11 protein-coding genes and 2 tRNA genes are annotated in these 16,502 nt (G+C 46.4%); 6 read left to right on the forward strand and 7 right to left on the reverse strand.

Annotated elements, in window-relative coordinates; translation table 11 throughout:
- Positions 1 to 17: 17 nt before the first annotated feature.
- Both KJS94_RS07695 and KJS94_RS07700 read left to right on the forward strand, forming a co-directional pair.
- Positions 18 to 1,265 carry a hypothetical protein gene (locus tag KJS94_RS07695; protein WP_214449466.1) on the forward strand — a complete coding sequence of 416 codons (1,248 nt, stop codon included), beginning with the start codon at positions 18 to 20 and terminating at the stop codon, positions 1,263 to 1,265.
- Between the two features lie 169 nt (positions 1,266 to 1,434).
- Complete coding sequence (locus KJS94_RS07700) at positions 1,435 to 3,624, forward strand: glutamine synthetase III family protein (protein WP_214449465.1); 2,190 nt, start codon at positions 1,435 to 1,437, stop codon at positions 3,622 to 3,624.
- Between the two features lie 165 nt (positions 3,625 to 3,789).
- Here KJS94_RS07700 and KJS94_RS07705 read toward each other — a convergent pair whose 3' ends face one another.
- From KJS94_RS07705 to KJS94_RS07720, 4 genes are all read right to left on the reverse strand, one after another.
- Positions 3,790 to 6,204, reverse strand: coding sequence for a PKD domain-containing protein (locus tag KJS94_RS07705; protein ID WP_214449464.1), 2,415 nt, complete (start codon positions 6,202 to 6,204; stop codon positions 3,790 to 3,792).
- Between the two features lie 275 nt (positions 6,205 to 6,479).
- Entirely contained in the window at positions 6,480 to 7,169 is a 690-nt protein-coding gene (cmk, locus tag KJS94_RS07710) for a (d)CMP kinase (RefSeq protein ID WP_214449463.1), read from the reverse strand.
- Between the two features lie 42 nt (positions 7,170 to 7,211).
- On the reverse strand, positions 7,212 to 7,712 hold the full coding sequence (locus KJS94_RS07715; RefSeq protein WP_214449462.1) for a DUF1648 domain-containing protein: 501 nt from the start codon (positions 7,710 to 7,712) through the stop codon (positions 7,212 to 7,214).
- Positions 7,713 to 7,763: 51 nt separating this feature from the next.
- Complete coding sequence (locus tag KJS94_RS07720; protein WP_214449461.1) at positions 7,764 to 10,298, reverse strand: ATP-dependent Clp protease ATP-binding subunit; 2,535 nt, start codon at positions 10,296 to 10,298, stop codon at positions 7,764 to 7,766.
- A gap of 154 nt (positions 10,299 to 10,452) precedes the next feature.
- On the opposite strand from KJS94_RS07720, the gene KJS94_RS07725 reads away from it, so the two are divergent.
- The gene (locus KJS94_RS07725; RefSeq protein WP_214449460.1) at positions 10,453 to 10,839 is read left to right on the forward strand and encodes an STAS domain-containing protein; all 387 of its coding nucleotides are present in this window, start codon (positions 10,453 to 10,455) and stop codon (positions 10,837 to 10,839) included.
- Between the two features lie 164 nt (positions 10,840 to 11,003).
- Positions 11,004 to 11,906, forward strand: coding sequence for a ribonuclease Z (locus KJS94_RS07730; protein ID WP_214449459.1), 903 nt, complete (start codon positions 11,004 to 11,006; stop codon positions 11,904 to 11,906).
- Between the two features lie 10 nt (positions 11,907 to 11,916).
- Here KJS94_RS07730 and KJS94_RS07735 read toward each other — a convergent pair whose 3' ends face one another.
- From KJS94_RS07735 to KJS94_RS07745, 3 genes are all read right to left on the reverse strand, one after another.
- The gene (locus tag KJS94_RS07735) at positions 11,917 to 13,062 is read right to left on the reverse strand and encodes an alpha/beta hydrolase-fold protein (RefSeq protein WP_214449458.1); all 1,146 of its coding nucleotides are present in this window, start codon (positions 13,060 to 13,062) and stop codon (positions 11,917 to 11,919) included.
- An 89-nt stretch (positions 13,063 to 13,151) separates the two neighbouring features.
- Positions 13,152 to 14,033, reverse strand: coding sequence for a 4-hydroxy-tetrahydrodipicolinate synthase (gene dapA / locus KJS94_RS07740; protein ID WP_214449457.1), 882 nt, complete (start codon positions 14,031 to 14,033; stop codon positions 13,152 to 13,154).
- 114 nt (positions 14,034 to 14,147) lie between these two features.
- Positions 14,148 to 15,125, reverse strand: a complete 978-nt coding sequence (locus KJS94_RS07745; protein ID WP_214449456.1) for an acetyl-CoA carboxylase carboxyltransferase subunit alpha — start codon at positions 15,123 to 15,125, stop codon at positions 14,148 to 14,150.
- Positions 15,126 to 15,247: 122 nt separating this feature from the next.
- On the opposite strand from KJS94_RS07745, the gene KJS94_RS07750 reads away from it, so the two are divergent.
- Together KJS94_RS07750 and KJS94_RS07755 are read left to right on the forward strand one after the other, a co-directional pair.
- Positions 15,248 to 15,321, forward strand: a tRNA-Asp gene (locus KJS94_RS07750).
- Positions 15,322 to 16,390: 1,069 nt separating this feature from the next.
- Positions 16,391 to 16,464, forward strand: a tRNA-Asp gene (locus tag KJS94_RS07755).
- Positions 16,465 to 16,502: the final 38 nt, after the last annotated feature.

Below are 16,502 nucleotides of genomic sequence, written 5' to 3' on the forward strand. Positions count from 1 at the left end.
ACCGGGAACCATCCTTTATGGAAATCTTTGTACGTTTTGTTGTGGCATTTGCGGGCTTTTTCTTCCTAACCCGGTTGCTTACCCGAAAGCATACCCAGCAACTTTCAAAGGTGGAATTACTGTTGGCTTTTTCAGCTAAAGTGGCCATGGGCTGTATTTATGGCTGGGTCTTCCTGAAATGGTACGGTGGCGATGACACCTGGTATTTTAACCAGGACAGTATGGCTGAACTGGACAAACTTAAAAACAGGACCTTGTATTTCTTTGAAGACATCAACCCTTTCCTGCATGCCAGGAACCTGGGTTGGAGCAAAGGCTTGGCACATTTCAGGGAGAAACTGGAACTGGCACTAATCATTAAACCCCTAGCCATCTTTAACTTCTTCAGCAATGGGAATTACTACCTAAATGTGATCGCCTTCAGTTTTATAGGTTTCTGGGGCCATTACTGGCTGTACAGGTTCCTGCTTCCCTACTGGTCGCAAAAAAAAGTGCTACTGTTTGCCATTGTCTTTCTTTTCCCTCCCTCACTGTTCTGGTTAAGTGGTATACGTACAGACTCCTGGCTTTTCTTCTTCTTTTCCCTCCTGCTCTACTCCTTCGATCAATTACTGCAAAAGAAGAAAAGGGTTGCTGCACTTGTATGCCTGTTGGCATTCTCCGGGATGATCATCTGCCGGTCGGCATTTGCAGGCCTTACGGTACCTATACTGGTATCCTGGTGGCTGGTAAAACAGCACGGCTTCCCTGCCAGGAAAGCATTCCTTTATTCTCTTGGGGTATTGACCCTTATTTTCCTGGCCTCTTCCTATTTCCCATCACCTTTCAACCTGCCTATGTACCTGGTAAAGATCCAGGAAGGGTTTATGGAGTTAACAGGCAACACCAGGGTTGAGCTTGGAAAATTGGAACCCACTCCTCTGAGTTTTATCCAAAATGCCCCAAAGGCATTAGGCAATGCATGGCTTGAGCCCTTGCCCCACCTTGCAAAAGGGGTTCTCCAAAAACTGAGTTTTATTGATAATGTACTGCTGATTGTCCTCCTTTTACTGGCCATCCTTGGCGTCTTCAACAATAAAGGGAACAACAAGCCCACCCATCCCATCTGGATGGGATTAGCGATCTACGCATTTTTAGGCTACCTGCTAATTGGCTATACGATCCCCTTCCCGGGCGCGTCCGCCAGGTATAAAGCAATAGTTGAATTATGCTGGGTTGTTTGGGCATTCAATATGATAAGGTGGAAGAACTTATTCAGATTATGATTTTTTAATATATCTATTTTTATCGGTCAAATCCTGAATTTCAAGCATCATTTTCCTTTTTTACCATAATTTTTTTCACATTTTCATTGATAACGCAGATATATTTCGAAATTATCACTCATTTTTCAGGGATTTTATCCGTTATTTGCATAGCTAAAAAAAATTCCTCATGTCATTACGTTTCAGTGCAATCGACCTAATCAACCAAGGTAAGGAGGTTACGGTTTCTGGTGCAGCCAAGATCACTGCAATTTTTGGTGAAAATGTTTTCACCCTTCAGAAGGCCCGCTCCTTCCTCAGTGACGAAGCTTACAAAAGCCTCGTGGCTTCTATTAAGGGAAGCAAGAAAATTGATCGTGCAGTAGCTAACCAAATTGCTGCCGGAATCCGCCAATGGGCAGAAAGCAAAGGGGTAACCCACTATACCCACTGGTTCCAACCCTTAACTGGTACAACGGCTGAAAAGCATGATTCCTTTTTTACCCTGAAAAGTGATGGCACCGCTATCGAAGAGTTTGACGGCGCAGCATTGATCCAGCAAGAACCTGATGCATCTTCATTCCCCAGTGGCGGTATCCGTGCAACTTTTGAAGCACGCGGTTATACGGCCTGGGATCCTTCCTCTCCTGCATTCATCATGGAAATTGGCCATGGCAAGACGCTTTGTATACCTACCATTTTTGTTTCCTATACAGGTGAAACCCTTGACTACAAGGCGCCACTTCTGAAATCACTCGAATCACTCAACAAACATGCTGTTGATGTTGCCAATTACTTTGACAAGAATGTCACTAAAATAACCGCTACCCTCGGCTGGGAACAAGAATACTTCCTGGTGGATGAGGCCATGTTCAATGCCCGTCCCGACCTCGTATTGAGTGGCAGGACTGTATTTGGCCATTCCTCCGCTAAAGGCCAGCAGTTGGAAGACCACTATTTCGGTGCTATTCCTGAGCGCGTTTACGCTTTTATGCGTGACTTTGAAGAAGAGTCCTATAAACTGGGTATTCCCCTGAGGACCCGCCACAATGAGGTTGCCCCGGCCCAGTTCGAATGTGCCCCGATTTTTGAAGAGGTAAGTGTTGCTGTTGACCACAACACCCTGCTGATGGACATCATGAACCGTGTAGCCCGTCGCCACAAACTTCGCGTACTGTTGCATGAGAAGCCATTCGCTGGTATCAACGGTAGCGGCAAGCACAATAACTGGAGTATGGCAACAGATACCGGCGTTAACCTGCTGGCTCCTGGCAAAACGCCTAAGACCAACTTCATGTTCCTTACCTTCTTCGTCAATACCATCAAGGCTGTACATGATTATTCTGACCTGCTCCGCGCTTCCATCGCTTCTGCAGGAAACGACCACCGTCTCGGTGCAAATGAAGCTCCCCCGGCAATCATATCCGTGTTCATTGGCCAATACCTGACCAAGGTACTGAATGAAGTTAAGGAGCGCGTTAATGACAATTTCGATGAGCAGGATGAAGCCATCCTGAAGCTTGACCTCCACAGGAGCATTCCTGAACTGCTGTTGGATAATACTGACCGTAACCGTACTTCACCTTTTGCCTTTACCGGTAACAAGTTTGAATTCCGTGCGGTGGGCTCATCTGCCAACTGTGCCAACGCCATGACCGTACTGAACACCATCATGGCCGAAACACTGAAGCAATTCAAGAAGGAAGTTGACGCCCTCATCGAAAAGGGAGAGAAAAAAGAGATCGCCATCATGCATGTGATCCGCGAATACATCGTTGCCAGTGAAAAAGTTCTTTTCGAAGGTGATGGCTATAGCGAAGCATGGGCACAGGAAGCAGAAAGAAGGGGCTTGCCTAATGTTAAGACAACCCCGCTCGCCCTGGATGCCATGGTTACTGAAAAGGCTATGCACCTGTTCGAAAGCAACAGCGTATTGACCCATAAAGAACTGGAAGCCCGCCATGAGATCGAACTGGAAAAATACATCAAGCACGTACAGATCGAAGCCCGTATCATGGGTGAACTCTGCACCAGCCATGTATTGCCTGCTGCCATCAAGTACCAGAATGTATTGATCAATAACATCAGGGGCCTTAAGGAAATCGGTCTTGATGAAAGCACCTATGCTAACCAGAAGCAGATCCTGGGCAAGATCAGTGAGCATATCAACATCCTGAGCGACCTGGTAGAGAAAATGATCGAAGCACGTAAGGTTTGCAATGCCATGGAAAACACCAGGACCAAGGCTATCGCTTACGAAAGCCAGGTGAAAGCCCCCTATTTCGATGCCATACGCTATCGTGTAGACAAGCTTGAATTGCTGGTAGATGACACCTACTGGCTCCTGCCCAAGTATCGTGAAATGTTGTTCCTGCGCTAAGCAGTTTATAATGAGGAAAAAAAAGAGACCGGTTAACCGGTCTCTTTTTTTGCTGTTCCAGTAAAAGGATTCAATCCCATAGCAGTATTAATACACAAAAAAGGGGAAGCTTTTAAAAGCTCCCCCTTCTCGTATTGGTTTTCCTGATTTACTTCCATTTATGCGCTACTGCTTCAAAATCTTATTGACATACCTCGTTCGGCCATCAGCGGAAAGGACTTGCAACACGTAAGTTCCTGAAGCAAGATGCCCTAATGATATGTCTTTTATAACGGGACGCCCATCCATTTCCACAAACTCACGATGGACAATAACGCCATCCTGGCTGAGCAGTTGGATCACTGCCCTTCCTTTGAATTTTTCACCAATCGCCACTTGCAATTGCTTCTGGAAAGGATTGGGGAATGCTTTCACCCCTACCAGGCCATTCGAAACGAATCGTCCATTTTCGGCCAGTACCGCATCCGGATTCTGATCAACTCCAGCTGCCCCGCCTGCATTCATGCCTGCAACAGGCGCAGGTAAAACGGTGACAAAGACAATAGGTGACCGACTCGTTGCCGCAGAATCATCGGTTACAAACAATTGGTAGGAATAGGTTCCCTCGATCATCCAGTTGATGGTGTTCAAAGCCGCAAACGGACCAGACATTGGCGCACTCTTGGGTCCGGTCAGTTGCACCCAGGTGTACCTGGTGATTCTGCCATCAGGGTCATATGATCCAGTACCATTCAGGGTAACTGAATTGGTCGGAAGGGTAATCGTTTGGTTAATACCTGCTGAAGCAATGGGCGGCAGGTTAACTCCTGAGATCGGCCCACCGCCAGTAGGAGGAGGTGTTGTAGTATCTACAGGAGGAGGTGTACCTTCCGGATTAACTTTAATCGTGATTACCTGGGAACCGGCAGAAGCTCCCCTATCATCAGTAATGAATAGCCTGAAGGTATAGTCACCTGCCAATGTCATCCAGTTTACTGATGTTACGGGTGCCGAAGGGGTAGACATCGGTGAAGACCTTGGACCCGTTAATTGAACCCAGGTATACCTTGTCACAAGGCCATCCGGATCATAGGAGGCCCTACCATCAAGTGTAACTGAATTGGTAGGCAGGGTAATGGTCTGGTTGCTATTGGTTACAGGCACAGGGAGTTGGTTTGTCGTAACCGGGGTACCCGTACCTGAACTGTCAACAAAGACTTGCACATATCCCGTAGCCATTCCTCCCCTGTTATCGGTCGCCGTGAGCCTGAAATAATAATTGCCCCTTACCAAACCGGAAATATTGGTACTAATTGAATTTGGGGAAACAATAGTGGCAGGAGCCGGACCGGATTCCTGCGTCCAAGTATAGCCGACAATTGACCCATCAGGGTCGTAAGTACCACTTGCAGACAAAAAACTAGTCGTTGTTGGAAGGGAAACAATCCTGGTAGGCCCGGTTTGTACGATTGGCATGAGGTTCGCAGTGGAAAATCCCTGTTGTTCAACATTTACAAAACCATATGCAACCCCACCCGCATTGTCCCTGGCTGTCAACCTGAACCTGTACATTCCCTGTACGAGTCCGGTCATCCTGGTAATCGGAGAATTAGGGGTCTCCAGTGCAGCCACATTGGGTCCTGATTCCTGGGTCCAGCGGTATTCCACAATGGTTCCATCGGTATCATAAGACGCACTACCATTAATGGTAGCCCTGTCAATAGTGGCATTGGAAACCTGGTTGTTTCCACCATACACAATAGGCAATGCATTGGTAGGAGCCGGGGATGGGATTACAAAATCATTTAAAATGGCATTTCGGTTACCCACCCTAACATTATCGACAAAATACACCCTAGAGTTGATCACTGATGTTTCAGCAGGCACATTCCAACCTGCTGCCCATGCCCACTTATAGATCCCTACCTTAAAGAAAGGGGAGAATGCTCCCTTATAGTAATTCTTTCCGCGGTATTCCAGTAAAAGCTGGTTATTCCTCCAAACCCTGATCAGCCCTTGGTCGCTATCGGAAGGTTCATAATAGAAGACCCAGTCATTCCACACCCCACGCTGCCATGGCCCAAGGTTGATCATCCTTGTCCTGATATTGGCTCCCCTATCCTGATTAATATCTACTGAATCATAACGTACAACAAGTACCCAATCCCCGCGGAATATTTGCAGGGAAAGCGGCGGGGTTGGGGTTTGCCTGGTAGCAGAAGCCACAGCCACCCACTGGGCCAAAAGATCATAGGCAGAGTCCCGCTGAAAATCAGCAGGAAGGAAATTACTAAAAGCAAACCAGCGCTGGTCGGGGTTGGGAGGGAAAGGATTGCTATTCTCCACGATCTCGGCACGTTTACTGCCTTCCACATCAGCATCCCATCTCCTTAGTTCAACACGCATGGAATTATTACCGGTCCTCCTGACCAGGTTACTCCTTGTCAAACTATAAGAACAACAGGAATGTTGGAAGTCCCAACCGTAAACGATACTATTTGCCTCAAAGTCAGATTGCATAACAATATTGCTCTGACCATTAACCATCAGCGTGATTAATAATGATAGTACTACTGCACCCAGCCTTTTTTGCAGGTTCATAATGAAACACATACTTTTTAAAGATTATCGGGGCGGGTACGATCTGGGTGAGCTTTTCAAAAGCATACGATTCATGGAAGCGTATTGCTCATGAGAAAACTACTACAACTAAGCCTTTGCATGGATCAGATTTCGAAAGAAGAGTATTGGTGGTATTATCGGCTAGGTATTGGGATCTGGAATGGCGCAAGATACTGCCAGAAGGTTTTTTAACAAAAAGGATGCCGGAACAGGTTTAAATCACCGTAAGAGTGTACAATTTTAAGGAAAAATCCTTAAACAAGCAATTTTTCATTGACCCACTTCATAGCCAGCTTTAATTGTTCGCCCATCGTGAGGTTGCTATTGTCCAAAACCAGGGCGTCCTCAGCCTGCCGCAGGGGGGAAACATCCCTATGACTATCAATATAATCCCGCATTTCAAGGTTGTTTTTTACTTCCTCAATGGAAATATTGGGATTCTTTTCAAATAACTCCTTGAACCTGCGCTCCACCCTTACCGCATTGTCGGCAGTCATAAAGATCTTTAGTTCTGCCTTGGGGAAAACAACAGTACCGATATCCCTTCCATCCATCACTATTCCCTTCCTTTTCCCCATTTCCTGTTGTTGCCCCACAGCAAACTCCCTTACCTCCCGAATGGCGGCAATATCACTCACCTTCTCCGCAATAACGAGGTCCCTGATCAGGTACTCAACATTCTCATCATTCAGGTATATCTCACTTTTCTGGCTCTGCTCATTGAACCTGAACTCCAATTGGATATTACCTAGCGCCTCCATTACCTGGGCAGGATCGGTCCAGTCAACATGGTTGCGTAAGAAGTAAAGGGTGATTGCCCTGTACATGGCGCCACTATCGATATAAACATAATTCAATTCACGGGCCAATTGACGGGCCAGCGTACTTTTTCCGCAACTACTCCATCCATCGATAGTAATTATGATATTTTTCCTGCCTGCCATAGAATGCAAATATCCTTTAAAACAGGCTTTAGCCAAAATGATTCAGGAAGGTTTCGAAGACAGAGGGCGAATTAATACCCAGGCGATCCCAGCTGGTATTGCAAGCACCAAGGCTGTAAGCAGGTAAAACAACTTGTCTGACTGGCACCTGAGTGCTGAAACTATCACAATGAGGGTTAGTACAAGAAAAATAGCTGAAACAATCAGGCGAACGATAAAAAGTAACCAGGCGCTTCTTTCGTACCAGCTAGCTGAATTAGCCTTTGTGATCTTCACTGGATAATTATGCAATTCCGGGTGCCTGGCTAGGTATCCAAGTAACAGGTTCAGTAAGGTAGCCAATACCGGAAGGATAAAAATTAATTTCTTACTGCCAACATGATCAGGCGCCCCTTGCCAATTGAAATGAATTGGTACATCTGCCGGCAGATGCCGGAAAAAACCGGCTGCCAACAACCATATTGCAACCACAATGATAATGGAAGCCTGGTTGATTATCTTCATACGTGCAGGTTTTACAACATCCTCCTGATCTTTTGCCATAAAAAAAGCCTGTACATGATGTACAGGCTTTTTTATTCATGTTTCCTGGATTTAGGAAGCTTCAGACTTTTCAACTTTAGAGGAAGATTCCTTCAGACGGAAAGTTATCTTATTATTTTCCTTGTCGAGGTCAGCTATCAAGACATCGCCTTCCTTGATGGTCATGTTAAGGATCTCTTCTGCCAATGGATCTTCCAGGTATTTCTGGAGTGCCCTGTGCAGCGGCCTTGCACCAAACTGCTGGTCATAACCCTTGTCTGCAATAAAGCTCTTTGCCTCTTCTGTCAACTCCAGGCTAAAGCCAAGGTTGTTGAGTCGCTTCATTACACCCTTCAACAGGATATCAATGATCTGGAAGATATTCTCCTTGGAAAGTGAATTGAAGATCACTACATCGTCGATCCTGTTCAGGAATTCAGGTGAGAAGGTACGCTTCAATGCCTTTTCAATTACGGCCTTACTGTTCTCTTCAACATTGGAAGTCCTTGCAGCGGTAGCGAATCCAACTCCTTCACCAAAATCTTTCAATTGACGCACCCCAATATTGGAGGTCATGATGATAAGGGTATTCTTAAAGTCCACCTTACGACCCAATCCGTCTGTAAGCTGGCCGTCATCCAATACCTGCAACAGGATATTGTAAATATCCGGGTGTGCCTTCTCTATCTCATCCAACAATATTACGGAGTAGGGTTTGCGACGAACCTTTTCGGTCAACTGACCGCCCTCTTCATATCCTACATAGCCGGGAGGGGCACCAATCAGGCGACTAACAGTAAATTTTTCCATGTATTCACTCATGTCGATCCTGATGAGGGCATCCTCACTATCGAACATATACCTGGCAAGGCTCTTGGCCAATTCTGTCTTACCTACCCCTGTGGGTCCAAGGAAAATGAAGGTTCCAACCGGTTTCTTGGGATCCTTTAGGCCTACACGGTTACGCTGGATGGCCTTCACCACTTTCTGGATGGCTTCGTCCTGGCCAATCACCATTCCCCTCATGTCTTCAGCCATTTTCTTCAGTTTCTCACTTTCTGCCTGAACCATACGCTTAACCGGTATACCGGTCATCATGCTCACCACTTCAGCGATATCTTCTTCTGTAATGGGGTAACGCTTGTGCTTGCTTTCTTCTTCCCACTGGGCCTTTGCCTTCTCCAGTTCCTCCTGCAGTCTTTTCTCTGTATCCCTCAGGGAAGCAGCCTCTTCAAATTTCTGGCTCTTCACCACCCTGTTCTTCTCATTCTTCACCTCCTCGATCTTCTTTTCCAGGTCAAGTATCTCCTGGGGAACATTGATATTCTTGAGGTGAACCCTGGCGCCAACTTCATCCAACACGTCAATGGCCTTATCAGGAAGCAACCTGTCGGTCATATAGCGATCACTCAGCTTAACACAGGCATCAATAGCGTCTTCTGAGTAATTGACATTATGGTACTCCTCGTACTTGGGCTTGATATTGTTCAGGATCTGGATGGTCTCATCTATACTTGGCGGTTCTACCAAAACCTTCTGGAAACGACGGTCAAGGGCCCCATCTTTCTCGATATACATCCTGTATTCATCAAGGGTTGACGCACCAATGCATTGCAATTCACCCCTGGCCAATGCAGGCTTGAAGATATTGGAAGCATCCAGTGATCCGCTTGCCCCACCCGCACCAACGATAGTGTGGATTTCATCGATAAATAAAATGACATCGCGATTCTTTTCCAACTCATTCATGATCGCCTTCATGCGCTCCTCGAACTGCCCCCTGTACTTGGTGCCGGCAACCAGTGCTGCCAGGTCAAGGGAAATCACCCGCTTATCGAACAGAACCCGGGAAACTTTGCGTTGAACAATCCTAAGGGCCAACCCCTCTACAATGGCAGTCTTACCTACTCCGGGTTCACCTATCAGGATGGGATTATTCTTCTTCCTGCGGGAAAGGATCTGCGATACCCTTTCGATCTCCTCTTCACGACCTACAATTGGATCCAGGGCACCGGTTTCTGCAAGGCGGGTAATATCGCGACCAAAGTTATCCAATACTGGAGTCTTGCTCTTGGTATTACCTGGCTGCTTGGCTTTTTGCTGGCTATATTTCTTTTCCTCATCGAAATCATCATCATTCTCATCTGAGTACTCACTACGTACGTCATTGCTCTTCACTACGCCCAACTCATTCCTGAAAAGGTCATAATCCACGTCAAACTGGTTTAGTATTTGTGTTGCAATATTCTCCTTGTTCTTCAGAATCGAAAGCATGAGGTGTTCAGTCTCAACAGTAGGGCTCTTTAATGCCTTGGCCTCCAGAACGGTAACACGAATTACCTTTTCTGCCTGTTTGGTCAATGGCAAGCTATTGATATTAGCAATATTCTTCCCTGTTTTGTCCTTCACAGCCAGCTCAACCTCTTTACGCAATTCATAAAGGTCCACGTTGAAACTCTTTAAGATGCGGACAGCGGTATTATCACCTTCCCTTATCAGCCCAAGCAGAAGGTGCTCAGTACCAATAAAATCATTCCCCAGCCGCAATGCTTCTTCCCTGCTGAACGAGATAATCTCCTTTACCTGGGCGGAAAAATTGTTGTCCATTTTATAAGTGGTTGTGTGTTATACAATAATAACGAATATTTTTGAGTTTAGGTTCTACGCAAATACCGGTTTTAGCATCAGTTTTGCAATAAATATTGGCACCGGAAACCTTTTGTCCCAAGAACGTTATTTTCAATCTTTAATTACACCCATTATGCAGGTCAAAATTGATACCAAGGAAAAATTCCATGTCATTACGATCGTTGACGAAAAAATTACTGCTAATATGACAGAAGAGCTGCAGAACAGTTTATTGGTTTACCTGCAAAATGACGTTAAAAACCTTGTACTGAAAATGGGCAATGTAGTCCTGATGGATACGGAAGCCGCTGAAGCCTTAGTTAAGATACAGCAAAACTTTTACGAAAACAACGCCTCTTTTGTTGTCTGCGAACTGCATCCTGATTTGGAGAACTTCCTTGACCAGCATCAGTTATTAGAGATCATGAGCGCTACCCCTACCGAGAGCGAAGCCTGGGATATCGTACAGATGGAGGAGATTGAAAGGGAGTTACTGGATGACAGTGAGCCGATGTTTTAAGGCCTCCCCGCAATGCTTCCCAATATGTACTTTAAACACAGCCGCTTGGACAAGCACCAATGAGACCTTATTTTGCGAAGAAATGCAGCAATTTGTACCTATTGCTGTCTTTGGAATAATATCGCTTAAGGAACTTCGTTAGGAGAAGACTGATCAAACCCTTTATGCTGGCTGTAACTATACTTGGCAACAATTCTGCTTTACCCGCTTTCGACAGGCATCCAACGGCCCAGGTCATCACCCTGGACGAATACCTGTTCCTTGTCGATTGCGGTGAAGGAACCCAGATGCAGCTTGCCAAGTACAAGATCAGGCGCAGTAAGATCCAGCATATCTTCATTTCCCATCTTCACGGCGACCATTATTTTGGCCTGATTGGCCTTGTCACAAGTATGGGCCTGTTGGGACGGGAACAGGAACTGAACATTTACGCCCCCGCCGAATTAGCGGAGATCATCAATTTTCAATTAAAAGTGGCTGATACGGTCCTTCCTTACCAGTTGAAGTTTTATCCCCTTGGTGAAGACGGCATTATTGTCAATAATGACAAATTCAAGGTTTCCAGCTTTAAGGTTAGCCACCGGATCCCTTGCTGGGGATTCAGGTTCGAGCAGGTAAGGGCACCTAGAAGGGTAAACCCTGAAAAAGCCAGGCAGTTCGAAGTCCCGGCTGCCTTTTTTGACAGGCTTAAGTGGGGGCACAACTACACCAACAAGGCCGGGGATCTCATTGAGAATGATTGGGTAACGGATCCCGCCCCCTCCCCCAAATCTTACGTTTATTCAGCAGATACCTGCTATAATGAGTCCCTGATAGAGAAGGCAAAAGGCGCCACCCTTCTTTACCACGAAACGACCTATCTCAAGGACCTGGAAGACCGGGCAGCCAAACGTTTCCACTGTACTACCCACCAGGCTGCAACCATCGCGGCAAGGGCTGGGGTGGAAAGACTGATCATTGGCCATTTCAGTTCCAAATATGAGAAACTGGAACAGTTTGAGGAGGAAGCAAAGGAAGTCTTTGCAAATACCCAATTGGCCATTGAAGGGGTAACCTACCGCCTGTAAACCAATTGATTTACTTCCCGCCAAATTTCAGCCAGTCAATAAATCCCGACATATGCTTTCGCCAGCTTGATTCATTGTGCATGCCATTGGGGTCAATTATTGCATTTAGGTCATAAAGTCCCTTTGCTTTCATTAACCCAACAACCCTTTCCATATCGGGAACCATATTACCACCTTCCTTTCCCCCGGCAAAGAAATAATACTGCTGGGATATCTTCTTCCTGTTGACCGAAGCTTGGTCAAGCTCCTTTTCAATGGCTGGGCTGATCCAGAATGAGGGCGAAAAAACCCCCACTTTCCCAAACACCCCCGGATACCATAACCCGGCATAAAAGGAGATCAGCCCACCCATGGAGCTCCCTGCAATAGCAGTATGTTCAGGCTTCCTTGAAGTACGATAATGTTTATCAATATGGGGTTTCAAGGTCTTTACAATAAACTCCAGGTACTCCGCCCCTTCCCCCTTACCAAACCTTGGATTGTCATTGGGATTGTATTCATTCATCCTTTTTTCCTGGCCATTATCGATGCCTACAACAATGAATCCTTTGTCAAGGGAGTCCAGGGCTTCATCAACCCCCCACTCACCCGCATATGATGTCAGGTTATCAAACAGGTTTTGCCCGTCGTGCATATACAATACCGGATATTTTCCTTTACTGTCATAGTAGTCCTTTGGCAAATAGATCCAGACCCTTCTGGTCCTTCCCAACTGAGGCATGAAAAAAGCCGTATCCATAACCCTTACCTGGCTGGAAGAAGTTGATACAGGCTTCTTCCTTGTTCCAAATGCATCACCCCAGCCTTCAATGGCCAAAACAACAGTGGTATCAGAAACGATGGATAACTGCCTGTTAGCGATTGGTTGGCCAGTTGGTCCCGATTCAACAGTTTCCCAGCTGCCCCTGGTCACCTTAAACTGATAATCGCCACCGGGCACATTATCAGACCTGAACGCATAACGGCCATCAGCTAGTTTTATCAGTTTGCTTCTTTCATGGGCAGGGTCCCAGTTATTAAAATCACCCGCCAGGTAAAGTGGCCCGTCTCCCGTAAATGCAGGATACTTCTCAATGATGATATTGACCTTGTGTTGGGCACAAGCCGTAAGGACTATAAAGGAAATGAGGAATAAGGTTGATGTGATCTTTTTCATATAGCCTAAAAATATTATTACACCAGAAAATGCCTCTTACCATTCCTCATATTTAGCAAATAAAAAAGTCCCGTTACCGGGACTTTCCATTATGCATTGAGATAAACTTTCACTTTTTGGTACAAGCCCTCACTAAGAGGCACCATTGGCAACCTTAAATGGTTCCCGATCATTCCCTGGATGGCGAGAAACGCCTTCACTCCAGCGGGATTGTTCTCTGCAAAAAGTAAATGATAGGCTTCCAATAATGGATCATTCAATTTTTTGGCCGTCACGAAATCATGGGCAAGCCCTGCCCGTATCATATCGGAAAATTGCCTGGGAAAGCAATTGGCGGCAACACTGATAACACCATCCATACCACAAGCCAACTGCGGCATTACCAGGTCATCGTCGCCGCTTACCACCAGGAAATGCTCTGGCCTGTCTCGCAGGATATGCATACATTGAACCATGTTGTTTGCTGCCTCCTTTATGCCACCGATATTGGGAACTTCATGGGCTAACCTTAAAGTAGTTGAAGCCTCCATATTTCGACCTGTCCTCCCCGGGACATTATAAAGGATGATGGGCTTGGGTGAGGAGGCAGCCAGCACTTCGTAATGCTTAAATATTCCCTCCTGAGATGGTTTATTATAGTAAGGACTGGCGCTCAGGACTGCCACAGCCTTTTCAAGGGGGAATTTCTCCAGGTCCTTAACCAACTCATGGGTATTGTTTCCACCAACACCTACAATCACCGGCACCCTGCCGGCTACCTTATCATAAACAAAATTGATAATATCAATCTTCTCTTCTTTTGAAAGCGTTGGCGTTTCACCAGTAGTACCCAAGGCCACAAGGTACTCTACACCGTTGTTGATCTGGTGATTGATGAGTCTTTCAAGGGCATTGAAATCAATATCGCCATTACCGGTAAAAGGAGTCACTATGGCAACACCTGTACCACGTAAAGTTCTTCTGAGTGACATATTAAAATTGAAAATTTTGAAGTTTGAGAATTTGTTGACATGTTTCCATAGGATAAAAGCCCACTTGGGGGTGAGCTATTTCCCTTTCGCAAACGTCAATAAAGTTCACCAGGATCAAACAGGGACCTCATCCCAGAAGCCCATTTTGCTGAACTTCTCAATGCGTTGGCGAACCCGCTCTTCTGCGGGAACCTGTTTCAGTTCCTTCAAAGTTTCAATCAGTGCCTTTTTGAGGTATTGTGCCGCTTCATTGTAATCCCAATGTGCCCCACCAATTGGTTCGGGTACAACCTTGTCAACCAGCCCGAATTTATGCATGTGATCGGAGGTCAACTTCAATTCTTCTGCAGCTTTTTCCTTCATCTCCCAGCTACGCCATAAGATGGAAGAGCAACTTTCCGGTGAGATTACCGTGTACCAGGTGTTTTCCAACATGAACACCCTGTCCCCTACACCAATACCCAATGCACCACCAGATGCTCCTTCACCAATCACGACACAGATTACAGGCACCTTCAGGCGCATCATTTCGTAGATATTGCGGGCAATGGCTTCTCCCTGGCCACGCTCTTCGGCTTCCAGTCCGGGATATGCTCCAGGTGTATCGATCAGGGTAACAATGGGCTTATTGAATTTTTCAGCAAGACGCATAAGGCGAAGTGCCTTCCTGTAACCTTCAGGGTTGGCCATACCAAAATTCCGCAGTTGGCGCATCTTGGTATTGATCCCCTTTTGCTGACCGATAAACATTACGGTTTCTCCATCCAACTGGGCAAAACCGCCCACCATCGCCTTATCATCCTTAACATTACGGTCACCATGCAACTCCACGAAGTTATCAGTCATTTTATCGATATACTTCAGGGTATAAGGACGATCAGGATGTCGGCTAAGCTGAACCTTTTGCCAACTGGTCAGGTTCTTGGTGATTTCATTCCTTCTTTCCAAAACCTGCGCCTCCAGATTAGCGATAGGTTCGGACATATCTACCTTGGTCTTTTCTGCAGTTTGTTTTAGCTTCTCAATCTCATCAAACAGGTCCTTAATTGGTTTTTCAAACTCCAGGAATTGTCTGTTCTTATTCTCCGGCATACGTGTTGGTTGAGGTGTAAAATTAAGGGTTGAGATTTTTTTTGGAAAAGTTTTGTTTGGAATATTGAAATCCCATTATCTTTGCAATCCCAAAACGCGATACCCCAACGCAAATGGGAACTGGATCGGTAGTTCAGTTGGTTAGAATGCCGCCCTGTCACGGCGGAGGTCGCGGGTTCGAGTCCCGTCCGGTCCGCAAAAAGCTCCATTAATCGTGGGGCTTTTTTGTTTTCATTATCTCCACCTCATTTTTGGATCGGTAGTTCTGTTGGTTAGGATGCCGCACTGTCATCCCCACAGAACTGTGGGGACGGCGTTCGAGTCCCGTCCGGTCCGCAAAAAGCTCCATTAATCGTGGGGCTTTTTTGTTTTCATTATCTCCACCTCATTTTTGGATCGGTAGTTCTGTTGGTTAGGATGCCGCACTGTCATCCCCACAGGACTGTGGGGACGGTGTTCGAGTCCCGTCCGGTCCGCTAGATGCCCCACTTAATGTGGGGCTTTTTTGTTTTCATTAACTCCACCTCATTTTTGGATCGGTAGTTCTGTTGGTTAGGATGCCGCACTGTCATCCCCACAGGACTGTGGGGACGGCGTTCGAGTCCCGTCCGGTCCGCAAGAAGCTCCACTAGTCGTGGGGCTTTTTTGTTTTCATTAACTCCACCTCATTTTTGGATCGGTAGTTCTGTTGGTTAGGATGCCGCACTGTCATCCCCACAGGACTGTGGGGACGGCGTTCGAGTCCCGTCCGGTCCGCAAAAGCTCCACTAGTCGTGGGGCTTTTTTGTTTTCATTAACTCCACCTCATTTTTGGATCGGTAGTTCTGTTGGTTAGGATGCCGCACTGTCATCCCCACTTTTTGGATCGTCATCCCACAGGACTGGGGGACGCGTTCGTCCCGTCCGGTCCGCAAAAGCTCCATCCCTTTTTTGTTTTCACTCCACCTCATTTTTGGATCGGTAGTTCTGTTGGTTAGGATGCCGCACTGTCATCCCCACAGGACTGTGGGGACGGCGTTCGAGTCCCGTCCGGTCCGCAAGAAGCTCCACTAGTTGTGGGGCTTTTCTGTTTTCTGCAATTACACCTTCTTATTGGATCGGTACGTCAGTTGGTTTGAATGCGCCCTTAATTAATCAATCCATAATAAATTATCACAATTCAATAGGGCTCTCGAAAACAGGCGGTAAAATCGGGTGAAATATTTTTCTAACCAATTTGTCATGGTATTGGATTTTTTTTATTTTCGCACCCCACCAAACCAATAGGATCGGTAGTTCAGTTGGTTAGAATGCTGCCCTGTCACGGCAGAGGTCGCGGGTTCGAGTCCCGTCCGGTCCGCTAGATGCCCCACTTAATGTGGGGCTTTCTTTTCTTAA

Origin of the sequence: Flavihumibacter rivuli, assembly GCF_018595685.2 — a bacterium.
GTDB lineage: Bacteria > Bacteroidota > Bacteroidia > Chitinophagales > Chitinophagaceae > Flavihumibacter > Flavihumibacter rivuli.